At 63.0% G+C, this 21,888-nt stretch carries 25 protein-coding genes; 18 read left to right on the top strand and 7 right to left on the bottom strand.

Annotated elements, in window-relative coordinates; all coding sequences use genetic code 11:
* Positions 1 to 60: 60 nt before the first annotated feature.
* The 10 genes from ACGKZZ_RS05275 (at position 61) to ACGKZZ_RS05230 (ending at position 8,141) form a co-directional block, all read left to right on the top strand.
* A complete protein-coding gene (locus ACGKZZ_RS05275) occupies positions 61 to 768 on the top strand; it encodes an ABC transporter permease (RefSeq protein ID WP_411222430.1) in 708 nt (235 codons plus the stop codon).
* Entirely contained in the window at positions 761 to 1,510 is a 750-nt protein-coding gene (locus tag ACGKZZ_RS05270; protein ID WP_411222429.1) for an ATP-binding cassette domain-containing protein, read from the top strand. The genes ACGKZZ_RS05275 and ACGKZZ_RS05270 overlap by 8 nt, the downstream gene beginning before the upstream one ends.
* 17 nt (positions 1,511 to 1,527) lie before the next feature.
* Positions 1,528 to 2,340: a substrate-binding domain-containing protein gene (locus tag ACGKZZ_RS05265; RefSeq protein ID WP_411222428.1), complete on the top strand. Its 813-nt coding sequence runs from the start codon at positions 1,528 to 1,530 to the stop codon at positions 2,338 to 2,340.
* Positions 2,341 to 2,403: 63 nt separating this feature from the next.
* Positions 2,404 to 3,297 (top strand): substrate-binding domain-containing protein, encoded by an 894-nt coding sequence (locus ACGKZZ_RS05260; RefSeq protein WP_411222427.1) that lies wholly within the window; start codon positions 2,404 to 2,406, stop codon positions 3,295 to 3,297.
* Positions 3,298 to 3,338: 41 nt separating this feature from the next.
* The gene (locus tag ACGKZZ_RS05255; protein WP_411222426.1) at positions 3,339 to 3,722 is read left to right on the top strand and encodes a YidH family protein; all 384 of its coding nucleotides are present in this window, start codon (positions 3,339 to 3,341) and stop codon (positions 3,720 to 3,722) included.
* Positions 3,723 to 3,776: 54 nt separating this feature from the next.
* Positions 3,777 to 5,522: a DNA polymerase III subunit gamma/tau gene (locus ACGKZZ_RS05250; protein WP_411222425.1), complete on the top strand. Its 1,746-nt coding sequence runs from the start codon at positions 3,777 to 3,779 to the stop codon at positions 5,520 to 5,522.
* Entirely contained in the window at positions 5,498 to 5,881 is a 384-nt protein-coding gene (locus ACGKZZ_RS05245; RefSeq protein ID WP_411222424.1) for a hypothetical protein, read from the top strand. The genes ACGKZZ_RS05250 and ACGKZZ_RS05245 overlap by 25 nt, the downstream gene beginning before the upstream one ends.
* Positions 5,882 to 5,896: 15 nt before the next feature.
* Positions 5,897 to 6,241: a YbaB/EbfC family nucleoid-associated protein gene (locus ACGKZZ_RS05240; RefSeq protein WP_411222423.1), complete on the top strand. Its 345-nt coding sequence runs from the start codon at positions 5,897 to 5,899 to the stop codon at positions 6,239 to 6,241.
* Positions 6,242 to 6,283: 42 nt separating this feature from the next.
* On the top strand, positions 6,284 to 6,877 hold the full coding sequence (gene recR, locus ACGKZZ_RS05235) for a recombination mediator RecR (protein WP_411222422.1): 594 nt from the start codon (positions 6,284 to 6,286) through the stop codon (positions 6,875 to 6,877).
* A gap of 103 nt (positions 6,878 to 6,980) precedes the next feature.
* On the top strand, positions 6,981 to 8,141 hold the full coding sequence (locus ACGKZZ_RS05230; RefSeq protein WP_411222421.1) for a Hint domain-containing protein: 1,161 nt from the start codon (positions 6,981 to 6,983) through the stop codon (positions 8,139 to 8,141).
* Positions 8,142 to 8,219: 78 nt separating this feature from the next.
* On the opposite strand, the gene ACGKZZ_RS05225 is transcribed toward ACGKZZ_RS05230, so the two are convergent.
* Complete coding sequence (locus ACGKZZ_RS05225; protein WP_411222420.1) at positions 8,220 to 8,969, bottom strand: DUF1013 domain-containing protein; 750 nt, start codon at positions 8,967 to 8,969, stop codon at positions 8,220 to 8,222.
* A gap of 135 nt (positions 8,970 to 9,104) precedes the next feature.
* Here ACGKZZ_RS05225 and ACGKZZ_RS05220 point away from each other — a divergent pair, with 135 nt between their 5' ends.
* A complete protein-coding gene (locus tag ACGKZZ_RS05220) occupies positions 9,105 to 9,743 on the top strand; it encodes a ribonuclease T2 family protein (protein WP_411222419.1) in 639 nt (212 codons plus the stop codon).
* Positions 9,744 to 9,749: 6 nt separating this feature from the next.
* On the opposite strand, the gene ACGKZZ_RS05215 is transcribed toward ACGKZZ_RS05220, so the two are convergent.
* On the bottom strand, positions 9,750 to 10,442 hold the full coding sequence (locus ACGKZZ_RS05215) for a COQ9 family protein (protein WP_411222418.1): 693 nt from the start codon (positions 10,440 to 10,442) through the stop codon (positions 9,750 to 9,752).
* Between the two features lie 210 nt (positions 10,443 to 10,652).
* Between ACGKZZ_RS05215 and ACGKZZ_RS05210 the strand changes: the two genes are divergently transcribed.
* The 7 genes from ACGKZZ_RS05210 to ACGKZZ_RS05180 all read left to right on the top strand — a co-directional run bounded on the left by ACGKZZ_RS05210 (position 10,653) and on the right by ACGKZZ_RS05180 (position 15,607).
* A complete protein-coding gene (locus ACGKZZ_RS05210) occupies positions 10,653 to 11,327 on the top strand; it encodes a hypothetical protein (RefSeq protein WP_411222417.1) in 675 nt (224 codons plus the stop codon).
* A gap of 87 nt (positions 11,328 to 11,414) precedes the next feature.
* A complete protein-coding gene (rpsU, locus tag ACGKZZ_RS05205; protein WP_007118112.1) occupies positions 11,415 to 11,621 on the top strand; it encodes a 30S ribosomal protein S21 in 207 nt (68 codons plus the stop codon).
* A 133-nt stretch (positions 11,622 to 11,754) separates the two neighbouring features.
* On the top strand, positions 11,755 to 12,429 hold the full coding sequence (locus tag ACGKZZ_RS05200) for a haloacid dehalogenase type II (protein ID WP_411222416.1): 675 nt from the start codon (positions 11,755 to 11,757) through the stop codon (positions 12,427 to 12,429).
* Positions 12,430 to 13,251 (top strand): alpha/beta fold hydrolase, encoded by an 822-nt coding sequence (locus ACGKZZ_RS05195; RefSeq protein WP_411222415.1) that lies wholly within the window; start codon positions 12,430 to 12,432, stop codon positions 13,249 to 13,251.
* A 2-nt stretch (positions 13,252 to 13,253) separates the two neighbouring features.
* Entirely contained in the window at positions 13,254 to 14,231 is a 978-nt protein-coding gene (locus ACGKZZ_RS05190) for a threonine/serine dehydratase (RefSeq protein ID WP_411222414.1), read from the top strand.
* Positions 14,232 to 14,410: 179 nt separating this feature from the next.
* A complete protein-coding gene (gene pcaD, locus ACGKZZ_RS05185) occupies positions 14,411 to 15,199 on the top strand; it encodes a 3-oxoadipate enol-lactonase (protein ID WP_411222413.1) in 789 nt (262 codons plus the stop codon).
* A gap of 126 nt (positions 15,200 to 15,325) precedes the next feature.
* Positions 15,326 to 15,607 (top strand): ArsR/SmtB family transcription factor, encoded by a 282-nt coding sequence (locus ACGKZZ_RS05180; RefSeq protein WP_411222725.1) that lies wholly within the window; start codon positions 15,326 to 15,328, stop codon positions 15,605 to 15,607.
* Here the strand turns inward: ACGKZZ_RS05180 and ACGKZZ_RS05175 are convergent, their stop codons facing one another.
* From ACGKZZ_RS05175 to ACGKZZ_RS05155, 5 genes are all read right to left on the bottom strand, one after another.
* Positions 15,608 to 16,006, bottom strand: a complete 399-nt coding sequence (locus ACGKZZ_RS05175) for a DUF1801 domain-containing protein (RefSeq protein WP_411222412.1) — start codon at positions 16,004 to 16,006, stop codon at positions 15,608 to 15,610.
* Between the two features lie 69 nt (positions 16,007 to 16,075).
* On the bottom strand, positions 16,076 to 17,956 hold the full coding sequence (locus tag ACGKZZ_RS05170; RefSeq protein WP_411222411.1) for an acyl-CoA synthetase: 1,881 nt from the start codon (positions 17,954 to 17,956) through the stop codon (positions 16,076 to 16,078).
* A gap of 139 nt (positions 17,957 to 18,095) precedes the next feature.
* Positions 18,096 to 19,481 (bottom strand): FAD-binding oxidoreductase, encoded by a 1,386-nt coding sequence (locus ACGKZZ_RS05165; protein ID WP_411222410.1) that lies wholly within the window; start codon positions 19,479 to 19,481, stop codon positions 18,096 to 18,098.
* Between the two features lie 48 nt (positions 19,482 to 19,529).
* Entirely contained in the window at positions 19,530 to 20,195 is a 666-nt protein-coding gene (locus ACGKZZ_RS05160) for an SOS response-associated peptidase (protein ID WP_411222408.1), read from the bottom strand.
* A 43-nt stretch (positions 20,196 to 20,238) separates the two neighbouring features.
* Entirely contained in the window at positions 20,239 to 21,798 is a 1,560-nt protein-coding gene (locus ACGKZZ_RS05155) for a bifunctional metallophosphatase/5'-nucleotidase (RefSeq protein WP_411222407.1), read from the bottom strand.
* Between the last annotated feature and the right edge of the window lie 90 nt (positions 21,799 to 21,888).

The raw sequence follows: 21,888 nt of genomic DNA, 5'->3' as shown, positions 1-21,888 counted from the left end.
ACCTTGCAAAATTTACCAGACTTTATAGTCTGTCCGTAATTCCTGCAATTGGCGTAATCCATGCAAAGCATCTCGGAGGCACTGGGCCTCGCCCTCTCTTTGGTGTTCTCGGCCGACCCGGACCTTTTCGAAATCGTCCGGCTGTCTTTGTATGTCAGCCTGAGCGCAACCGCGCTTGCCTGCGTCAGTGGCCTGCCGCTTGGCGCGTTGTTGGCGACGACGCGGTTTTCCGGTCGCGGGGTGGCGTTGGTTGTGGTGAACGCGCTGATGGGGTTGCCGCCGGTGGTCGTGGGGTTGTTCGTTTACCTCTACCTGTCGCGATCCGGGCCGCTGGGGTTTCTGGGACTGCTTTATACACCGACCGCGATGATCGTCGCGCAGACCTTGTTGATCACACCGATCGTGGCGGCGCTGTCGCGACAAGTGCTGGAGGACCTTCACACCGAATATGCCGAGCAGTTCCGGTCTTTTGCCCTCAGCCGCATCCAGCGCATTCAGGCGCTCGTCTGGGACGGGCGATATTCGTTGCTCACGGTGGCGCTGGCCGGATTTGGCCGTGCGGTGGCCGAGGTGGGCGCTGTCATCATCGTGGGCGGGAATATCGACCATCTCACGCGGGTGATGACGACGGCGATTGCACTGGAAACCTCGAAAGGGGAACTGGCGCTGGCGCTGGCTTTGGGCATCGTTCTGATGACACTGGCGCTGGTGGTGAACGCGCTGGTGTTCTCGGTGCGCGCAACGGCGACGAGAGCGGCCTATGCGTGATTGCGTGGTGGATCGGTGTGCGGACGCGCTGCAAGAGGATCAGCAGGGGCTGTCGGCTGTCGGCCTGAGCTATGCCCCCGCAAAAGCGACGATCATCCACGACCTGACTCTGCACCTGCCCGATCACGGCATCCATGCGATCATGGGGCCGAACGGGGCGGGCAAGAGCCTGACGCTGCGGCTGTTGCACGGATTGTTGCAGCCTGACGGCGGCGAGGTGCGCTGGCACGGCGCGCCGCTGACGTTGGCGGAGCGGGTGATGCAGGCGATGGTGTTTCAGAAGCCTGTTCTGTTGCGCCGGTCGGTTGCGGCGAATGTCGACTTTGTTCTGAAGGCGCGCGGCCAACATGATCCGGCGTTTCGCGACGCGCTGCTGCACAGGGTCGGGCTGGCGGGGCACAATGCGCAACCGGCGCGGCTTCTCTCGGGCGGCGAGCAGCAACGTCTTGCGCTTGCGCGGGCGCTCGCGATCCGGCCGCGCGTGCTGTTTCTGGACGAGCCGACCGCGAGCCTCGATCCCAACTCGGGGCGGGTGATCGAGGACATCCTGTCTCAGGAACGGCGCAACGGCACATTGTGCGTTCTGGTCACGCATGATGTCGGTCAGGCACGGCGGCTGGCCGACAGCGTGTCCTTCATGTCCGGCGGGCGGATCACCGAGCACACTGCTGCTGACCAGTTTTTTCGCGCTCCGGCCTCGAAGGCGGCGCGCGATTACCTGTCCAACCTACTCGTGTTATGACAAAGGAGCCTCGTTTCATGCGAACCACATTCTTGCTGACTACAGCCGCCGCCACGATCGCGCTGGCCGGATCGGCCATCGCCGAGGGCAGCATTCTGGTGCAATCCACCACCTCGACCGCCAATTCGGGGCTTTATGACCACATCCTGCCGATCTTTACCGACGAGACCGGCATCGAGGTGAACGTGGTGGCTGTCGGCACCGGACAGGCGATCAAGAACGCGCAGAACTGCGACGGCGATGTCTTGTTCGTTCATGCCAGGCCGTCCGAGGAAAAGTTCGTCCGCGACGGCTTTGGCGTGGAGCGGTTTGACGTGATGTATAACGATTTCATCATCGTCGGTCCGCAGTCGGATCCGGCGGGCGTGGCCGGATCGTCCGATGCCAGTGCCGCCTTGCAGAGCATCGCCGAGAGCGGGTCGCTGTTTGCCTCGCGCGGGGATGACAGCGGGACGCATAAGAAGGAAAAGTCGCTTTGGGCAGATGCCGGTGTCGATCCCGGTGCGGGATCGGGTGACTGGTATCGCGAAACCGGATCGGGCATGGGCGCGACGCTCAATGCCGGTGTGGGCATGAATGCCTATGTGATGACCGACCGCGCGACCTGGATCAGCTTTGGCAACAAGGGCGATTTCCAGATCGCGGTCGAGGGCGACGAGGCGATGTTCAACCAGTATGGCGTGATCCTCGTCAATCCCGAGACATGCCCGTCGGTCAATGCCGAGGACGGCCAGACCTTTATCGACTGGGTGCTGTCGGACGAGGGGCAAAGCGCGATCGGCGGATACATGCGAGATGGCCAGCAGCTGTTCTTCCCCAACGCCAGCTGACAGCCAGGTTTCCCCGCGCGGCATCTTGTCGTGCGGGGAGCCATAAGACATAGTCGCGCTCAAATGGCGACATCTGACACATCCCCGCTCGACCGGTATCTGACCGTCCCGGAACTGGCCGCCCTTTTGCGGATCAAGGAGCGCAAGGTGTATGATCTTGCCTCCAGCGGCGCGGTTCCGTGTTCCAAGGTGACGGGCAAGCTGCTGTTCCCCGAAGCGGCCGTTCACAAGTGGCTGGCGCAGGGACAATCGGGCGGGTCCGGTCCGGACGCGCCACGCCCGGCGGTGTTTCTGGGCAGTCATGATCCGTTGCTCGAATGGGCATTGCGGCAGTCGGAATGCGGGATCGCGACCTTTTTCGATGGTTCGCAGGACGGTCTGGACCGCTTTGCCGCCCGCGAGGGTGTGGCCGCGGCCCTGCATGTTTTCGACGCCTCGCGGTCGGACTGGAACGTGCCGGTCGTGGAGGACCGCTTTGCGGCCGAGCCGGTGGTGTTGCTTGGCTTTGCGACGCGGCAGCGGGGATTGGTGGTTCAGCCCAATCTGGCGGCACAGATCAGGGCGCTGGCGGATCTGGCGGGCCGGCGTTTCACGCCACGCCAGGACGGGGCCGGCACGCGGACATTGTTCGAACATCTGTTGCAAGAGGCGGGCGTTGCCGACGACGCGATCCGCCTGCGCCCGGTGGCGCGCAACGAGGCCGACGCCGTGCTCGATGTGGCCGAAGGCCATGCCGATGCGACGTTCGGGCTGCAAGCGCTGGCGCATCGCCACAAGCTCGCCTTCGTGCCGTTGATCGAAGAACGGTTCGATCTTCTGGTCAGCCGCCGCGCCTATTTCGAGCCTCCGATGCAGCGCTTTGCCGCCTTTTTGCGCTGCGGGGATTTTGCCGCTCAGGCCGCCGCGATGCCGGGATACTCGGTGTCCGAGGCGGGCTGCGTGCGCTTGAACGCGTGAGCCGTCTTTGGTTTTTCGCAGCGGGCGTGTAGCGTGACGACATGAGCGAGAAGAACGAACTGGCCGAAGACCGCACCGATTGGGCGGAAGAGCGCACCGATTGGGCCGAGGACCGCACGGTTCTGGCAAATGAACGCACCTTTGCAGGCTGGATGCGCACCGGCATGGCCTCGGTCGCGCTGGCGCTTGGCTTGCGGGCGCTGTTTGGGCCTTACGAGCCGACATGGGTGCCAAAGCTGGTGGCCACGGTGTTCATCATCGCGGCGCTGATGATCTATTGGGCGGCGTGGCGGCAAGCCAGCAGGACCAGAGACGCCATCGACGATCACGATGCCAACAGCCAGCCGACCCGCCACATGACGGTGATTTCCATCATATTTGCCGTTGGCACGATCGCGACCGGGATAATTCTTTGGTTGTTGTGAAACCCGCCCCGGATCAGATAGCCTGAGCCGCGACACCGAAAAAAGAGCACCCCCATGTCCGACACGACCGCCTATCAGGTACTGGCCCGCAAGTACCGCCCCGAAACCTTTGCCGATCTGGTTGGCCAAGAGGCGATGGTGCGCACACTGAAGAACGCGTTTGCCGCCGACCGGATCGCGCAGGCGTTCATCATGACGGGGATTCGCGGCATCGGCAAAACGACGACGGCGCGGATCATCGCCAAGGGGCTGAACTGCATCGGGGCGGATGGGACCGGTGGCCCGACGACCGAACCCTGTGGCGTTTGCGAGCATTGCGTGGCGATCATGGAAGGCCGTCATGTCGACGTGATGGAGATGGACGCGGCGTCGCGCACCGGCGTTGGCGACATTCGCGAGATCATCGATTCGGTGCATTACCGGGCGGCCTCGGCGCGCTACAAGATCTACATCATCGACGAGGTTCACATGCTCTCGACGAGCGCGTTCAACGCGCTTTTGAAGACGCTCGAAGAACCGCCGGCGCATGTGAAGTTCATCTTTGCCACCACGGAAATCCGCAAGGTGCCGGTGACGGTGCTGTCGCGCTGCCAGCGGTTCGATCTGCGCCGGATCGAGCCGGAGATGATGATCGACATGCTGAAGAAGATCGCCGTGTCCGAACGGGCCGAGATCACCGACGACGCGCTGGCGCTGATCATCCGCGCCGCCGAAGGCTCGGCGCGGGATGCCACGTCGCTTCTGGATCAGGCGATCAGTCATGGTGCAGGCGAGACGGGTGCTGAACAGGTGCGCGCCATGCTGGGGCTGGCGGATCGGGGCCGCGTGCTCGACCTGTTCGATCTGGTGATGAAGGGCGACGCGGCGGGCGCGCTGACGGAGTTGTCGGCGCAATATGCCGACGGCGCCGATCCGATGGCGGTGCTGCGCGATCTGGCGGAGATCACGCACTGGATCTCGGTTGTGAAGATCACGCCGGAAGCGGCAGAGGATCCGACGATCAGCCCGGATGAACGGCAGCGTGGTCAGCAACTGGCCGACGCTTTGGGGATGCGGCCCCTGACGCGTCTCTGGCAGATGCTGCTCAAGGCGCTGGACGAGGTGGCGCAGGCGCCGAACGCGATGATGGCGGCGGAAATGGCGGTCATTCGCATGACCCATGTGTCCGAATTGCCCAGCCCCGAGGATCTGGTGAAGCGCTTGCAGGACACGCCGCCGCCTCCGCCGTCGGGTGGCGGCGGGATGAGCACTAGCGCGGGCCGCTCGCAAGCGACGGGCACCCCTGCCCCGACGCATGGCAGCACGTCCGGCCCGCACGCCTCGCATGGCGGCGCGGCGGTGGCGGTGGCGGTCGATCACGCGCTGGCGCGGTATCCGAGTTTTGAACATGTGGTCGAGCTGATCCGTGCCAACCGGGACGTGAAACTGTTGGTCGAGGTCGAGGGCTGCGTGCGGCTGGCGGCCTATCAGCCGGGGCGGATCGAGTTCACGCCGACCGACACCGCGCCCGCCGATCTGGCGCAGCGTCTTGGCGGCGCGTTGCAGCGCTGGACCGGGAACCGCTGGGCGGTGACGCTGGTGAATGGCGCTGAGACCGAGACGATCATCGAACGCAAGGATGCCGCCATTCGCGCCATCAAGGAAGAAGCGGCCGCGCATCCTTTGGTACAGGCCGTGCTGGCGGCCTTTCCGGGGGCGACCATCGAAGAGGTGCGCACGCCCGAACAGATGGCAGCCGAAGCGCAGGCGGATGCCCTGCCCGAAGTGGAAGACGAATGGGATCCGTTCGAAGAGGAGTGATCCTGTCGCTGACGCCGGGCGTCGCATGGGCGCAGGATTGTGCCGTGCAAAGACCGGATTGGGACGGCGCGCCGGTGTCGGCGGTGCAGGAAGCGATGTATCTGGCCATGTCTCCGGCGGCGCTGGCCTTGTTTCTGGCAAGCGCCGTGGCGATCCGGTTCCGCAGCCAGTGGGGCGCGCTTTTCGTGGTCGTGCTTTGGACGCTGTTCGTCACCGCCCTGACGATGCTGGCACCGGCCTCGCGAAAAGTCGCGCTTGCCGAGGGCTGCGTCGGATCGCCCGCCTTGTTCATCGCCCTCATCGCTGCAATATGTGTGGGGATGATCTTTTACACCGCGCCGCCGATCAAGGGGCGCTGACAATCGGAGAGACAGATGTTCAAGGGTTTGGGCCAGATGGGCGACATGGCCAAGATGATGAAGGCGGCGCAGGAAATGCAGGGCAAGATGGCCCAGCTTCAGGAAGACATGGCCAATATCACCGTGACCGGCGAAAGCGGTGCCGGTCTGGTCAAGGCCACGGCGACCGCCAAGGGCGAGTTGACCGCGCTCGATATCGACCCGTCGATCTTTAACGGCGATGACAAGGAAGTGGTCGAGGATCTGATCCTGGCCGCGATCAAGGACGCCCAGCAAAAGGCGCAGGACAGGTCGCAGGAAGAGATGGGCAAGCTGACCGAGGGTCTGGGTCTGCCGCCGGGAATGAACCTGCCGTTCTGATGCGCACACGGCCCATCTTGTGTGATCGATTTGACGCGAACCATGCGTGACGACGGCGACATTGACGCGCTGATCGCGATGATGGCGCGCCTTCCGGGGCTTGGCCCGCGGTCGGCGCGGCGTGCCGTGTTGCACATGATCCGCAAGCGCGGAGCCCTGCTCGGGCCATTGTCCGAGGTGATGACGCGGGTTGCCCGCGATGCCCGCGAGTGCCTGAATTGCGGCAATGTCGGAACGCAGGATATCTGCGACATCTGCCGCGACAATCGCCGCAATATCGGTGTGATCTGCGTGGTCGAGACGGTCGCCGATCTTTGGGCGCTGGAGCGCGCCGGAGTGTTCAAGGGCCGCTATCATGTGCTGGGTGGCACGCTGTCGGCGCTCGATGCGGTGGGGCCGGAGGAGCTGCGCATTCCAAAGCTGTCGGCGCGGGTCGAGAGCGAGGAAATCACCGAGGTGATCCTTGCGCTCAACGCCACCGTCGACGGGCAAACGACGGCGCATTACATCGCGGATCAGCTGGAGGCGCGGGTGACGCTGACGTCGCTGGCCAAGGGCGTGCCGATCGGCGGCGAGTTGGACTATCTTGACGAAGGCACCATCGGCGCGGCGCTGAATGCGCGCAAGCCGGTGTGAGCGCCCGGCTCTGCGCAGTTTGCAGTTTTCAAACACGGCGTTGACGTAAAATTCACGTGTTCGCGCGATATTCGTGCTCTGGCTTATTCAGAGGGCGCGTTGGATGGCGGACAAGCTACACGGCATATTGATCAGCGAAATTCTTGCCGATAACGCCGGTGGCAGCGCGCTCGACACCGATGGTGACGGTCAGGCCAACAAGGCCGACGAATATATCGAGTTGCAAAATGCGACCGGCAGCACGGTGTCGCTGGACGGGTTTCAGCTTTGGTCCGAAAAGAAGGGGCTGCTTTACAGCTTTGGCAGTTCGGCCACGATCGGGCCGGGTGGGACTGCGACCGTGGTTGCGGAATATTCCGGCACGCCGCCCGCCGGATACTTTGATGCCGGGGAAAGCAACAGCGTCAACTGGTTGCCCGATGGCGAGGCCGAGAAGTTCGATTCGATCTTCCTTGTCGATACGGCAACCGGCGATTACATCGTCCTGTCCTACGGCGACCCACCCCGCGCGCCGACCCCGCCGTCAGGCTTTCCCGGCACCGACCGGATTGGGGCGGGCGAGCAGATCAACAGCAATTCACCAAACGGCGCTGCATTTGTTCGCAACGCCAATGGCGATTTCGAGGAAGGCACGCCCGATCCGGGTGCGCCGGGAGTGCCGTGCTTCGGTGAAGGGACGCTGATCGCGACCGAAGACGGGATACGCCCGGTCGAGACTCTGGCGCCGGGTGATCGTGTCAAGACGCGCGATGCGGGCCTGCAACCGCTCCTGGGCGTGCGCAGCGTCGTGGTCCCGGCGAGAACCAACGCCAGATGGCCGGACGTGCGGCCGGTCTATATTCCGGCGGGTGTGTTGGGCAACACGCAGTCGCTGGTCGTGTCGCAGAACCATCGGGTGTTGATCGAAGGTGGCTGGCCCGACCTTCTGTTCGGCGCGTCCGAAGTGTTGATCGCGGCAAAGTACATGGTGAACCACGGTGCGACGGTATTGCCCGGCCGCGCGACACGGATTGTGTATCATCACCTGTTGCTGGAGAGGCATCATGTCGTGAAGGCCAACGACGTTTGGACGGAAAGCCTGTTTATGGGTGATCTGATGTCAGGCCACGACACCTGGCTGGGCGAATGGCGGATGCAGGTTGGTGTCAGGCTCGGGCAGATAGAGCACGCCCAGACCGCGCGACCCGTGTTGCGCAAGTTCGAGGCGGTACTGGTTCTGGAAATGATGCGCGATGTGCCGTCACGGTCCTGGGCTGCCGCATGATTCGCGCGCTGCCCGCAAGGCGCACGACCGGACGACAGCGGCCACCGGTCGTGCAATTTCGCGGATCGTCATGTCGTCTTACTTGTCGTCCTCGTCGTCTTCGTCCTCGTCGTCCGGCAGGTTGAAGAAGCTGTCGGCGTCGGCATAGTCGGCGTCGGGTTTTTGCTTTTGATCGTCGGTGTTCTCGGACAGGCTGAACGTTTCCAGACCTTCGATGGCGGAAGGCAGTCGCGGCTCGGTGTCCATGCCGAGGCTCTGCTCGGTCGAGACCAGCTTGCGGCGCTCGTCGTCGCTCATCACCGCTTCCTGCTTTTTCGCCGCCTTGGCGACTGCTGCATCAAGTTCGGTCTGCTTGCACAGGCCAAGCGCGACCGGGTCGATGGGCTGGATGTTGTTGATGTTCCAATGCGTGCGTTCGCGGATCGCCTGAATGGTGGGCTTGGTGGTGCCGACCAGTTTGGAGATCTGTCCATCGCTCAATTCGGGGTGGAATTTCACCAGCCACAGGATCGACGCCGGGCGGTCCTGGCGTTTGGAGAGCGGCGTGTAGCGCGGACCACGGCGCTTTTCCTCGCCCTCGGCGGCGGCGTAATGCTTGAGCTTGAGCGCCTGTGCGGGATTTTCTTCGGCCGACTTGATCTCATCGGCGTCCAGCTGATTGTTGGCGATCGGATCGAACCCCTTGACGCCAGCGGCCACGTCGCCATCGGCGATGCCCTGCACTTCCAGCTCGTGCATGCCGGTGAAATCGGCGATCTGCTTGAACGTCAATGTCGTGTTGTCCACCAGCCAGACGGCGGTGGCTTTTGCCATGATCGGTTTACCCATCTCGCGTCTCCTTACGCAAATCTTCTTCGGTCCCTCGGAGCGGGTCCGAGAGGCCCCGGATCGGGCCGGGACGGTTTCCATTGTCAGGGAACTTGGCGGCCTTATAGTCGCGCTCGGGCAAAGAGGAAAGAGAAAATGCAGGCTGGAGTGATGTGTCTTTTGGCGCTGGTGATGGCCACCGCGGCGGCGGCCAGAGGCGAGCGGTCGGGGGCGTTTGACTACTATGTGCTGTCGCTCAGCTGGTCTCCGACATGGTGCGCCATCGAAGGCGACGCACGCCAGTCGCCGCAATGTGACGCAGACGCCGATTTCGGCTGGGTGATGCACGGGTTCTGGCCGCAATACACGCGCGGCTGGCCGTCCTACTGCCCGACCACGGCGCGCAACCCGTCGCGCGCGATGACGGCGGAGATGGCGGATATCATGGGAACGTCGGGTCTGGCGTGGTATCAATGGAACAAGCACGGCGTCTGTTCGGGGCTGTCGGCGCAGGATTACTATGCGCTGGCGCGCGAGGCTTACGGGCGCATCGAACGGCCAAGGGTGTTTCGCGAACTGGAGCGCGCGGTCAGGCTTCCTGCATCGGTGGTCGAGGACGCGTTTATCGCGGCAAACCCGCATTTGGAGCCTGACATGATTACCATCACCTGCAAGGCGGGGCGCATTCAGGAAGCGCGGATCTGCATGTCCAAAACCCTTGAACCGGTGCCTTGCGGCGCCGATGTGGTGCGCGATTGTTCGGCCACGGACGCGCTTTTGGCGCCGATCCCCTGAAGTCCGTCAGCGCGGCAGCGTCGCGCCGCCGGGAAGATCGTCGCGCTTGGGTTTTGGCGGTCTGACGCGGGACAGGAACGATTCCGCGCCTGTCATCATGCGTCCGAGACCGGGCGTCTTGCGGATGCGCGCCTTCACCTTTTCGATCTGCATCACGTCGTCGATGCGGCGATCGAGGAATTCCCAGGTGGCATGATGGTTGGGGGAATCGTCACCCAGCCAGTAAAGAACGGTCGATGAATAGACCCCCGACAGCGTGGCGCGCTTGGTGTACCAGTTGACATCGTCCGACGTGTCGCCCAGCGCCGTCCAGATGCGGTCGGCGGTGCCCCAGATCAGCTTTGCGCCTTCGGCGGTGTGGGTCGGTCGCGCGAACAGCGTGACACCGCGGCGCACAACTTCCTTGTCCTCGACCGCTTCGAGGCGCAGGCGGACCGCCAGCGCGATCCGGTCGCGAAAGCGCAGATCCGAGACATTGCGCGCTTTCAGGGCGGCGACCATGCGGTCATCGCCTTGCCGGTGGAACGCCGCAGCCAGATCGACGGCACCGCGCGGAAACAGGCCGCGCGCCAATGCCGGATTGGTCTCGGTGTCCGCGATGGCGGCCTTGAACGTTGTCTCGGACCAGCCGTCAAATGGCACGTGCAGCAACGCCGCGTCCAAGAGCTGCGTGGCGGTGTCTTTCGGTGTCGTCGTCATCTTGGCCTCCGGTCAGGGGTGGGAGAATACGCTCTGCCCCTCAATCTAGTGCGGATGGCGACGCTCTTCCACCTGCGATCCTTTGCGCTTTCGCCTGCCGGGCAACACGCGTGAATTTTCCGCAAGGCGCGGCAAAAAGGGGTTTGCTTTTCGGAACTTCGTTGGCGAAGAGCGGGTTCGTTTCATAATCTGACGGGAGTCATCACCTTCGTGCAACGCAGCAGCCTCGATCTTTTCTTCCTCGGCCTCGGTGCGTTTGTGCTGGTCGCCGCCTTCGTCGTATCTGCGCTGTCGAAAGACATGTTCTTCACCTATTTCGGCGCCGAAGATTCCCTGATCGAGAATTTCACCGCGATCGGCTTGGCCTGTGCAGGTGCGGTCCTTCTGATGCGCGCGTTCCGCGCGCGGGCGCTGCTCACACCCGGCGCGCTGGCGTTGGCCGTGTTGTACGGGCTGGCCTATCTCTGGGCCGGGGGCGAGGAGATTTCCTGGGGTCAGCGCATCTTCGGGTTCGAGAGCCCCGAGTATTTTCAGGAAAACAACGATCAGCAGGAATTCACCTTTCACAACCTGACGATCGGAGATGTGAAGCTTGATGAATTGTTGTTCGGGCCGTTGCTGTCGGTCATCATCCTGACCTATCTGATCATCTTGCCGGTGTTGTGGATAAACGTCGATTGGGTGCGCCGTCTGACGCGGGCGATGGTGATCCCGGTGCCGCAACTGCATCACGCTGGCTTTGCGCTTTTCGTGACCGTGGCGATCCCGCTGCTTGAGGAAAGCCGCCGCTGGGAGGTGTATGAATGCATCTTTGCGTTGCTCTCATTGGCGATCTTCGTGCATCCGGCCAATCCGCTGCGCAACGGCGCGCGTGAGGCGCACTGAACGGCTGGACAAATGACGCGCGCCTTGGTATAGGCGGCGTTCCTGCAAATCCTTGCAAATCCAACTTAGAAAGGTGGTGAAAACCACATGCAGGTTAGTGTTCGTGACAACAACGTCGATCAGGCGCTCCGCGCTCTGAAGAAAAAGCTGCAGCGTGAAGGCGTTTTTCGTGAAATGAAGCTCAAGCAACATTTCGAAAAGCCGTCCGAGAAAAAAGCACGCGAGAAAGCCGAAGCGATCCGCCGTGCGCGCAAACTGGCGCGCAAGAAGGCACAGCGCGAAGGCATGATGTAAGCAGCCGCTTCCAACACGCTTTGATTTTGACAACCCCCGGGGCATCTGCCTTTCGGGGGTTTTCTTTTGCGCAGGCTTTTCTTGGGCAGAGCGTTCTGACACGGTGCGCAGAGGCTTGCAGGGGGATGCGCGGATGATTTCGACCTATGTGTTTGATGCTTACGGGACGCTGTTTGACGTTTCGGCGGCCGCAAGACGCGCCGCAGAGGAGCCGGGACGCGGCGCGCTCAAGGACGTGTGGCCGAGCTTGGCCGAACACTGGCGGATCAAGCAGTTGCAGTATGCGTGGCTGCGCACGATTACGGGCGATTACACCCCGTTCTGGCAGGTGACCAAGGACGCGCTCGACTGGGCGCTGGAACGGCAGGGATTTGACGATCCGGAACTGCGCGAGCGGCTTCTTGCCCTGTATTGGGAGCTGGCCGCGTTCCGCGACGTGCCGATGATGCTGGCGCAGCTCAAGGCGGCGGGCAAGACCTGTGCCATCCTGTCGAACGGCAGTGCCGACATGCTGGAGGGGGCTGTCGAGAGCGCCGGGATCGGCGGTTATCTCGACGCGGTACTGTCGGTCGAGGATGTTGGCATCTTCAAGCCCGCCTCGCAGGTTTACGATATGGTCGGCGCGCGGCTGGGTTGCGCCAAGGACGAGGTGTTGTTCGTATCGTCCAACGGCTGGGACGTGGCGGGCGCTGCCGGCTACGGGTTTCGCACCGCGTGGGTCAATCGCGGGGGCGATCCGGTGGACAGGCTGCCTCACACGCCGCATCATGTGCTCGACGACCTGAGCACCCTTCCGGAGTTGACGTAAATGCCGCATTTCACCACCTCGGACGGACTGTCGCTGTTTTATCGTGACGAGGGCGAGGGTTTGCCCCTGTTGTGTCTGTCGGGTCTGACACGCAACGGGCGCGATTTCGAATTCGTCGCGCCGCATCTTGAGGATGTGCGCCTGATCCGGCTGGATTATCGCGGCCGTGGACAATCGGAATGGGGCGATCCGAACACGTATCAGATCCCCGTCGAAGGGCGCGACGCGATCGAATTGCTGGATCATCTCGACCTGCCTGCGGCGGCAGTGCTGGGCACGTCACGCGGCGGCTTGATCGCGATGGTTCTGGCCGCCACCGCAAAGGACCGCCTGCTCGGTGTCGCGCTCAATGACATCGGGCCGGAACTTGCGCCCGAGGGGTTGGAGGTCATCAAGACCTATCTTGGCCGCGCACCGCAGGCCAAGACCTACGAAGACATCGCCGCCGCGCGGGCCAAGGCGATGACCGGGTTTCCCGGCGTGCCGCCGGAGCGCTGGCTGCGCGAGGCGCAAATCCTGTTCAATGAAACCGAAGACGGGCTTGAACTGACCTATGATCCTCGTCTGCGCGAGGCGGTTCTGGAGGGGGGCGCGCAGCCTGAGCCTGATCTCTGGCCGTATTTCGACGCGCTGTCGGGCCTGCCGCTGGCGTGCATTCGCGGCGCGAATTCCGATTTGCTGTCGAAAGCGACATTCCAGGAGATGAAGGCGCGACGCCCCGACATGATTGCCGTCGAAGTGCCCGATCGCGGGCATGTTCCGTTTCTTGACGAACCCGAAAGCCTGAGCGCATTGCAGCGCTGGCTGCATATGTTGAGGTAGCCATGGACATTGAAAGAATCAAAGCGGCGGCGCGCCGTCTGAAGGGCCATGCGCGCGTGACGCCGCTGTTGTCGTCGCCCTTTCTCGACGACATCGCGGGGCGGCGGGTCTTGGTGAAGGCGGAATGTCTGCAACACACCGGCAGCTTCAAGTATCGCGGCGCGCGCTCGGCCTTGTCGGCGATGACGGACGGGGATCGCGCGCGTGGCGTCATCGCGTTTTCATCGGGCAATCATGCGCAGGGCGTGGCACTGGCGGCGCGGCAGTTCGGCGTTGATGCGGTGATCATCATGCCGGCGGACGCGCCGTGCATGAAGATCGACAACACCCGCGCGCTGGGTGCCGAGGTTGTGCTTTACGACCGAAGCTCGGAAGACCGCGACGCAATTGGCGCGCGCCTGTCGCGGGATCGCGGGCTGACACTGGTCAAGCCGTTCGATGACCCCGAGGTGATCGCCGGGCAAGGCACCTGCGGGTTGGAGATTGCCGAGCAGGCCGCTGCGTTGGGAATCACGCAGGCCGATGTCATTGTCTGCTGTGGCGGCGGCGGCTTCACGTCGGGCATCGCGCTGGCATTGGAGGCCAAGGCGCCTGACATGCGCGTGCGCCCCGCAGAGCCGGAGGGGTTTGACGATGTCGCACGCTCGCTGGCGTCGGGACGGATCGAGCGCAATTCGCAGACATCCGGCGGATTGTGCGATGCCATCGTCACGCCGCAACCCGGAGATCTGACCTTTCCGATCATGCACCGCCTGTGCGGCCCCGGTCTGGTGGTCCGCGATGACGACGCAGAGCGCGCCATGGTGCAGGCTTTCGCGCGGCTCAAACTTGTGGCCGAGCCGGGTGGCGCGGTGGCCCTCGCGGCTGCGCTTTATCATGGCGATGACTTGCAAGGCGACACCGTGATTGTCACGATTTCGGGCGGCAACGTGGATCGCGGCGTCTTCATGGCGGCGCTGGAGAAATTCGGTGGCCCCTAGATGCACGCGCGCGGATTGCGAGGCACGGTTGCGATGTTTGCGCTGGGAAGAATGAGCCGATCAGGCGCACCGTCGAGCGGGTTCGCCGTCCTACGACGGAAAAACTGTTTGTGCGAAAGTCCTTGCGCGATATGGTCTATATATCGGCATTCGGCGGTGAGGCTTAGGGAGACACGGCCATGAAGATTGCAAATCTCGGAGATGTCAGGCTGCATTACCGGATCGACGGCGACCCGGACGGTGCGCCGGTGGTGTTTGCCAATGCCCTTGGCACGGATTTGCGTCTGTGGGACGACGTGATCGAACGGATGCCGCAAACCGGTTGGAAATATGTGCGCTACGACATGCGCGGGCACGGGCTGTCGGACAGCCCGTCAGAGGCTTACCCGATGGGCGCGATGGTGCGCGAGGCCGAGCTGCTGATGGAGCATCTGGGCTTGCGCGACGCGGTCTTTGTCGGCCAGTCGATTGGCGGGCTGGTGGCGCAAGGTCTGGCGGCCAAGCGGCACGATCTGGTCCGGGCGCTGGTGCTGGCCAATACGGCGGTGCGCTTCGGCACGCGCGAAAGCTGGTCCGAGCGGATTGCCACGGTGCAGGACGGCGGCCTCAAGGCGCTGGTCGACAGGACGATGGAGCGCTGGTTTCCGGCCGCGTTCCGCGACACCGACGAATTCCTGGGTTGGCGCAACATGTTCCTGAACACGCCGGCGCGGGGATATATCGGCTATTGCCACGCGATTTCGGGCACCGATTTCCTGTCCACCACATCCGATCTGCGCCTTCCCACGCTGGGCATTGCCGGATCGGAGGACGGCTCCACTCCGCCCGATATGGTGCGCGAGACGATCAATTTGATACCGGGGTCCAGGTTTCATCTGATCCGCAACGCCGGCCATGTGCCCTGTGTCGATGCGCCTGACGAATACGCAACCGTGCTGTCCGAGTTCATCACCTCGATCGGACATTGACGCCAAGGCGGCGGCCCGCAGTCATAAACCTTTGAACCTGTCGCCGGATCGGTTTATATGCAGTGCAGAAAAATCGGGATGACGGAAATGTCCGAAGCTGCACTTGCCCCTGCCACGGCGCAGGATATGGCCACAAACGCAGAGAACGCGGCGGCGTATCTCAAGACGCTGGCGCATGAGGGCCGGTTGATGATCCTGTGCCATCTCGGCTCTGGCGAGAAATCGGTGGGCGAATTGGAATCGCTGCTCGATATCCGTCAGGCTGCTGTCAGCCAGATGCTGGCACGGCTCAGGGATGAAAAGCTGGTCAAGACGCGGCGCGATGGCAAGACGATCTATTACAGCCTGAGCGACGACAACACCGAGCGGATGATCGCGCTGCTTTACCAGATGTTCTGCGACACCTGATCAGCGCGCCATCCGGTAGGTCAGCGCAGAGCAGATGACCTGACGCAGCGGCTCGACCGGCACGGGGTTGTCTGTCGGTATCAGCACCGCCCGATTGCCTTCAAAGCACAAGTCCTGCGAGAACACGGCCCGCGCATCCGCGATCACCCGCGTCTGGCAATGCACAAACAGCGCCGCGCTTTCGTCTTTCGTGAGCCCGAGCCGCAACGGCGTGCCGGTGGAGACCGCATAGGACGGTTGGCCCCATTTGAGCGACTCGGTCACCGCACCGACGCCCGGCGTCGCGTCGGCAACGTCGTGGATCAGGCTGCGCAGCGTTTCCAGGATGCGCCGATGTTCGGGCGACATCGCATCGAACGCCGGTGCGACTGACGCCGGTATCGGGGGGCATGGGCTCATGCGCCATCGACGCATGGCACGACGTCTTCGTCAAGCGCCGTGCCGCGGTGGCTCCTTGCAGGTGTGCGATCAGCCCGCCTCTTCCCAGCGATTGGCGAAATTGCCGAGGACGCTTCCGACATCCTCGCTCGACGCGCCGTTCAATTCGACCTGCGCCACCAGACCGCGCGTCTTGTCGTCGATCACCGACACCACACGCGCGGGCGATTTCGCCTCTTCCAGTGCCTCGTTGAAAATCCGCGTGATGGCGCGTTTGCGCAGATCCGGCTTGAACACTTTTCCAACAGCCGTTTTCGGCAATTGGTCCAGGATGGTGATGTGCTTGGGGATCGCCGCGCGTTCATGGACATGGACCTTGCAGTGCTCCAGAAGCTCCTGCTCTGTCACGTTGGCGCCATCGACCAGTTCGACATAGGCACAGGGCAATTCGCCCGCGTGGGCATCGGGCTGGCCGATCGCGCCGGCGAAGGCGACGGCGGGATGGGCCTGCAACGCCTCTTCGATGTCGGCCGGGTCGATATTGTGGCCGCCCCGGATGATGAGATCCTTGGCGCGTCCGGTGATCCAGAGATAGCCGTCCTCGTCGATCCGGCCCAAATCGCCGGTGCGCAGGTACAGGCCTTCGTGGAACAGATCGCGGTTCTTGTCCTCTTCGGTATAGGTCGATCCGGCAAACACGCCGGGGTTGGAGACGCAGATCTCGCCGATCTCGTTGACCGCGCATTCCTGCGCGCCGTTCTCTTTCATCGACAGGATCTTGACATCCGTATAGGGGAACGGGATGCCCACCGATCCGACTTTCTTCTCGCCCTCGGGCGGATTGCACGACACCAGACAGGTCGCCTCGGTGAGCCCGTACCCCTCGACCACACGAACGCCGCAGGCTTTTTCAAAGCGGTTGAACAGTTCGAGCGGCAGTGGCGCGGAGCCGGAGAAGGCGGTCTTGATGCTTGAGATATCGGCATCGACGGGGCGTTGCATCAGCGCCGACATGGCGGTCGGGACGGTGATGACAAAGGTGATCTTCCAGCGCTCGCAGAGTTTCCAGAAATTGTCGAACACGCCGTCGCCGCGATAGCCTTGCGGCGTCGGAAAGACGGTGTGCGCCCCCGACACGACAGACGCCATCAGGATGACATGGCAGGCAAAGACGTGAAACAGTGGCAGCGGGCACATCAGGCTGTCCTGCTCGGAGAACAGCAAGCGGTGGCCCAGCCAGCCGTTATAGATCATCCCTTCATAGGTGTGCTGCGCCACCTTCGGCATGCCGGTGGTGCCGCCGGTGTGGAAATAGGCCGCGACGCGATTGCCGGTGCTGTCGGCAAAATCGAGCGTCTTGTTCTGCTTTGCCAGTTCGGTCGCGAAATCGAGCACATCGGCGTGGTGCTGACCGGTGTTCTTGCGCCGCAGGAAGGGCACGATCCATGATTTCGGCGGTGTCAGGTAGCGGTTCAGATCGACTTCGAGAACGGTGTGCACCTTGGGCGCGTGGCGGCAGGCCTCGGCGACCTTTTGTGCCACGTCGGTCTTGGGAAACGGCTTCAGCGTGACCACCACTTTCGCGCCGGTCTCGCGCAGGATCGCCGCGATCTGTTCCGGTTCGAGCAGCGGGTTGATCGGGTTGGCGATGCCCGCAATCGATCCGCCGAGCAGCGCGAGGATGGTTTCATTGGCGTTGGGCAGAATATAGGCGACCACGTCCGTCTCGCCGATCCCGAGGCTGCGAAACAGGTTGGCGGCCTGCGAGGTCTTGGCCAGAAGCGCGGACCATGACAGGGTTTCGGCCTTGTCCTTGGGCCCCGACAAGAGCTGATAGCTGACCGCAGGGCGATCCGGAAACGCGGCTGCGGTCTTGCTCAACTGGCCGTAGAGCGTCTTTGGTACGTCGCGCTCGCTCCACGGCATTTCATTTTCGATGGCATTGCGGTCGTCAAAATTCGCAAATGACATGGTGTCCCCTCCCAAAAGTCACGCATTGCTTGCGTGTGTTGTCCCTCACCGTCAAGTTTAGACGAAAAAAATCCGCGTATTCATAGCACGACGCGACGGGAGGACGTTATGACGCTGCGTTTCATAATGGCGCACCACGTCAGTTCAGCGTTACCAGCTTGCCCGGATTCATGATGTTGTCGGGGTCGATGGCGCGTTTCAGAGTGGTCATCAGCCCATAGGCCGCGCCGTGTTCCCGGGGCAAATATTTGCGCTTGCCAAGGCCAACGCCATGTTCGCCGCTGACGGTGCCGCCGAACCGGAGCGCAAGATCGTTCACGCCTTCGGCCAGCCTGGCCGCCCGCTCCGCCTCTTGCGGATCGTTGGGATCAATCAGGATCAGCAGGTGGAAATTGCCGTCCCCGACATGCCCCACCAGCGGCGCGATCAGGCCGGACTCGGCGATCAGGTCTTTGGTTTTGGCGATGCACTCGGCCAATGCCGAGATCGGCACGCAGCAATCCGTCACCACCCCTTCGCACCCTTTTCGCAGCGCCTTGCCGGCATAATATGCCGTATGGCGCGCTTGCCAGAGGCGGTTGCGATCCTCGGTCTTGGTGGCCCATTGAAAGTCCGACCCGCCGTTGTCGTGCACGATCTCTTCAAAGCTGGCGACCTGTTCGGCCACCCCTGCCTCGGTGCCGTGAAACTCCAGAAACAGGTGCGGCACTTCGGGCAGGCCAAGATCGGGATTGTAGACATTCATGCCCTGCATCTGAACCTCGTCCAGCAATTCGATCCGCGCCAGCGGCAGCCCCGTCTGGATCGCCAGAATGACCGTATCCACCGCCGATGCGATATCGGGAAAGGCGCAGGTCGCCGCCGCGATATGTTCGGGTTGGCCGTAAAGCTTGACCGTCAGCCTGGTGATGATCCCGAGCGTTCCTTCCGAGCCGACGAACAGGCGCGTCAGGTCATAACCGGTGGACGATTTGCGTGCCCGGCTTCCGGTCTGAATGATCTGCCCGTCCGGCAGCACCACCTCAAGCGCCAGAACATTGTCGGCCATGGTCCCGTAGCGCACCGTGTTGGTGCCCGACGCACGCGTTGCCGCCATGCCACCCAGCGTGGCATCCGCACCGGGATCGACGGTGAACATCAGGCCGGTGGCGCGCAACGCGTCATTGAGTTGCGTGCGCGTCACGCCCGGTTCGACCACCGCATCCAGATCGCTTTCGTGGATGTCGAGCACCTTGTTCATGCGGCTGGTGTCAACCGTGATGCCGCCATGCACCGGCACGATATGGCCCTCCAGCGACGAGCCGATGCCATAGGGGATGACGGGGCATTTATGGTCCGAGCAGATCTTGAGAATTTGCGAAACCTCCTCAGCCGTATCGGGGAACGCCACCGCGTCGGGGCGCGCCGGGGCGGTATGGGCTTCGTCATGGCTGTGCTGGTCAAGAACCGAAGGACCGGTCGACAGCCGGTCGCCCAAAAGCGCACGCAGGGCGGTGAGGGTTGCGTCGATATTGGCGGTGGTCATGGGAAATCCTCCGACGGATGGGTGTTGCGCCCGCAATAGCACCGCGCCTCAGGCGTCGAAAGGTTCGATCAGGTCCGCGCCCGACGCCCGGTTGGAATTCACTTTCGGATCGACGCGGTGAAACGCCATCGCGTCCGCGGGTGCCGCCCGCATCAGCGCCGCCGCGCCGTGGCCGTCTTCGCCCAGCCACAGCGCCCAGTCCTTCTGCGCCACGGTCACGGGCTGGCGGTGATGGATTGCCGACATCGCCTCATTTGCGCTTGTGGTGACGATCGCGCAACTGCGATGCGCCACGCCATCGCGTTCCCAGTCCTGCCAGATGCCCGCAAAGGCAAAGAGATCGGCGTTGGTGGGATGGATGTACCACGGCAGGCGGTTGTCGGCCGCGTCCTTGGTCCACTCGTAAAACCCGGTCGCCGGGATCAGGCAGCGCCGCTCTCGGCACGCGGCCTTGAAGGCGGGCTTTTCGGCAATCGTTTCGGCACGCGCGTTGATCAGCAGCGGCCCGCCGTTCTTGGTCTTGTACCAATGCGGCAGAAACCCCCATCGCATCGCCACCAGCCGCCGCTGACCATCGGCGTGATGCACCGCGTGCACCAGATTCGTGGGGCAGATGTTGTAGTTTGGAACCTCTGGCAGCGCATTGGATGGCACCGCCGCAAAAAGCTGCGCCATCGCGTCATGCGGCAGGGTCAGGGAAAAGCGTCCACACATCGAATAGGAGTGGGCCGGACACGTGTGCCCGGCCCGGCCCTGCTTACTTGACGATCGTGATGCGGCCGTCCGTATAGGGCTGGTACGGCGCGTTTTCCGCGAGGAATTCCGCCGTCACATCGGCCAGATCGGGTCCGAAATCATAGGCGTTCTGCGCCTCGACGAACATGCTGTAGCCATCGCCGCCGTTGCGCACGTAATTGTTGGACACGGCGCCATACACCTTGTCCATCTCAAGCGGCTCGCCCCCCACTGTGACATCGGTGATCCGGCTTCCGGGCTCCTTTGTCAGATCGGCGGTGTAGGTCATGCCGGCGACTTGCGGGAACCGGCCAGCCACCTCTTCGACCTGGCTGACGCCGTTCTCAAGCGCCGCCTTCAGCGTCTCTCCGGTGATCTGGAAGGTGGACAGCGTGTTGTTGAACGGCAGCACCGTCAGCACCTCGCCCATCGTCACATCGCCCGCGTCGATCGAGGCGCGCAAGCCGCCGCTGTTGACGATGGCAATGTCGATGCCCTGATCGCGCACCCGCTCGAGCGACGCATCGGCCACCAGATTGCCCATCGTGCATTCCATCACGCGGCAGACGTCGCGGTTGCCATCGATCACCTCGGCCGTCGAGGCGACGACGTTGTTGCGAATCTCGTCCAGAGGCTTGGCTGCCTCTGCGATGCGCGCCTTGGTGTCCGCATCCTCGGTGACGCCACCATCCATGATGATCGGCGCGCCGACGGCTTCGGTGATATTTCCCTCATCATCGAACGTGACGTTCAGTTCACCGAGGAACTTGCTGTAGGCATAGGCCTGCACAATTGCGGTGTCGCCCACCATCGTCGGGTACGGGCCTTGCGCGCCGTCCATGTCGCCCAAGAGCGTGTTGGTATGGCCGCCGACGATCACGTCAACGCCGGTTGTGTTCTCGGCCACCTGCATGTCGGTGCCATAGCCCGAGTGGGACAGCACGATGATCTTGTTCACGCCCTGCTCGGTCAGCTTGTCGACCTCGCCCTGAACCGCGTCGGACGGGTCGGTGAAGATCACGTTCGGGCCGGGGCTGGCGAGCTCGTCGGTGTCCTGCGGCGTCAGGCCGATCAGGCCCAGCTTTTCGCCGCCCCGTTCGATCACCACCGATTTCTCGATCACGTCGTTCAGCTGCGGCTCTCCGGTCAGATCGGCGTTGGACATCAGGACCGGAAAATCCACCGTCTCGACAAAGGCGCGCAGCACTTCGGGGCCGTCGTCGAATTCGTGGTTGCCCACGGTCATCGCGTCATAGCCCATCTTGTTCATCATCTCGGCTGCCAGTTGGCCCTTGTACTGGTTGTAAAAAAGAGTGCCCTGAAACTGATCGCCGCCATCCACAAGGATGTGGTTGTTGGTGCGCGCCTTGGCATCATTGATCGCCGTCACCAGACGGGCGGAGCCGCCAAAGCACTCGCCAGCCTCGTTATCCTCGGCCGAACAGCCGGAATCATACTTGCTGATCGGCTCGAAGCGCGCGTGAAAATCGTTGGTGTGCAGGATGGTCAGGGAATAATCCGCCTGCGCCATTCCCGCCGACAGCGCCAGAATGGCGGCGCTGGTAAGATACCGATATGACATGTGAGTCCTCTCTGTTGTCTTGTTATGGCGCAATCGTGCAACGCGGCGCGGGCGGAGTCAAAAGCTACTCGCGGCCCAAGCCGTGTTCGT

This window comes from Marivita sp. S2033, from assembly GCF_046592965.1.
GTDB lineage: Bacteria > Pseudomonadota > Alphaproteobacteria > Rhodobacterales > Rhodobacteraceae > Marivita.
This window is presented reverse-complemented; position numbering and strand designations above follow the sequence as displayed.

What these genes read in the sequence shown, in the direction of transcription:
- ACGKZZ_RS05275 (WP_411222430.1), top strand. Translation starts at nt 61, where the DNA reads ATGCAAAGCATCTCGGAGGCACTGGGCCTCGCCCTCTCTTTGGTGTTC.
- ACGKZZ_RS05270 (WP_411222429.1), top strand. Translation starts at nt 761, where the DNA reads ATGCGTGATTGCGTGGTGGATCGGTGTGCGGACGCGCTGCAAGAGGAT.
- ACGKZZ_RS05265 (WP_411222428.1), top strand. Translation starts at nt 1,528, where the DNA reads ATGCGAACCACATTCTTGCTGACTACAGCCGCCGCCACGATCGCGCTG.
- ACGKZZ_RS05260 (WP_411222427.1), top strand. Translation starts at nt 2,404, where the DNA reads ATGGCGACATCTGACACATCCCCGCTCGACCGGTATCTGACCGTCCCG.
- ACGKZZ_RS05255 (WP_411222426.1), top strand. Translation starts at nt 3,339, where the DNA reads ATGAGCGAGAAGAACGAACTGGCCGAAGACCGCACCGATTGGGCGGAA.
- ACGKZZ_RS05250 (WP_411222425.1), top strand. Translation starts at nt 3,777, where the DNA reads ATGTCCGACACGACCGCCTATCAGGTACTGGCCCGCAAGTACCGCCCC.
- ACGKZZ_RS05245 (WP_411222424.1), top strand. Translation starts at nt 5,498, where the DNA reads ATGGGATCCGTTCGAAGAGGAGTGATCCTGTCGCTGACGCCGGGCGTC.
- ACGKZZ_RS05240 (WP_411222423.1), top strand. Translation starts at nt 5,897, where the DNA reads ATGTTCAAGGGTTTGGGCCAGATGGGCGACATGGCCAAGATGATGAAG.
- recR (WP_411222422.1), top strand. Translation starts at nt 6,284, where the DNA reads ATGCGTGACGACGGCGACATTGACGCGCTGATCGCGATGATGGCGCGC.
- ACGKZZ_RS05230 (WP_411222421.1), top strand. Translation starts at nt 6,981, where the DNA reads ATGGCGGACAAGCTACACGGCATATTGATCAGCGAAATTCTTGCCGAT.
- ACGKZZ_RS05225 (WP_411222420.1), bottom strand. Translation starts at nt 8,969, where the DNA reads ATGGGTAAACCGATCATGGCAAAAGCCACCGCCGTCTGGCTGGTGGAC.
- ACGKZZ_RS05220 (WP_411222419.1), top strand. Translation starts at nt 9,105, where the DNA reads ATGCAGGCTGGAGTGATGTGTCTTTTGGCGCTGGTGATGGCCACCGCG.
- ACGKZZ_RS05215 (WP_411222418.1), bottom strand. Translation starts at nt 10,442, where the DNA reads ATGACGACGACACCGAAAGACACCGCCACGCAGCTCTTGGACGCGGCG.
- rpsU (WP_007118112.1), top strand. Translation starts at nt 11,415, where the DNA reads ATGCAGGTTAGTGTTCGTGACAACAACGTCGATCAGGCGCTCCGCGCT.
- ACGKZZ_RS05200 (WP_411222416.1), top strand. Translation starts at nt 11,755, where the DNA reads ATGATTTCGACCTATGTGTTTGATGCTTACGGGACGCTGTTTGACGTT.
- ACGKZZ_RS05195 (WP_411222415.1), top strand. Translation starts at nt 12,430, where the DNA reads ATGCCGCATTTCACCACCTCGGACGGACTGTCGCTGTTTTATCGTGAC.
- ACGKZZ_RS05190 (WP_411222414.1), top strand. Translation starts at nt 13,254, where the DNA reads ATGGACATTGAAAGAATCAAAGCGGCGGCGCGCCGTCTGAAGGGCCAT.
- pcaD (WP_411222413.1), top strand. Translation starts at nt 14,411, where the DNA reads ATGAAGATTGCAAATCTCGGAGATGTCAGGCTGCATTACCGGATCGAC.
- ACGKZZ_RS05180 (WP_411222725.1), top strand. Translation starts at nt 15,326, where the DNA reads ATGGCCACAAACGCAGAGAACGCGGCGGCGTATCTCAAGACGCTGGCG.
- ACGKZZ_RS05175 (WP_411222412.1), bottom strand. Translation starts at nt 16,006, where the DNA reads ATGAGCCCATGCCCCCCGATACCGGCGTCAGTCGCACCGGCGTTCGAT.
- ACGKZZ_RS05170 (WP_411222411.1), bottom strand. Translation starts at nt 17,956, where the DNA reads ATGTCATTTGCGAATTTTGACGACCGCAATGCCATCGAAAATGAAATG.
- ACGKZZ_RS05165 (WP_411222410.1), bottom strand. Translation starts at nt 19,481, where the DNA reads ATGACCACCGCCAATATCGACGCAACCCTCACCGCCCTGCGTGCGCTT.
- ACGKZZ_RS05160 (WP_411222408.1), bottom strand. Translation starts at nt 20,195, where the DNA reads ATGTGTGGACGCTTTTCCCTGACCCTGCCGCATGACGCGATGGCGCAG.
- ACGKZZ_RS05155 (WP_411222407.1), bottom strand. Translation starts at nt 21,798, where the DNA reads ATGTCATATCGGTATCTTACCAGCGCCGCCATTCTGGCGCTGTCGGCG.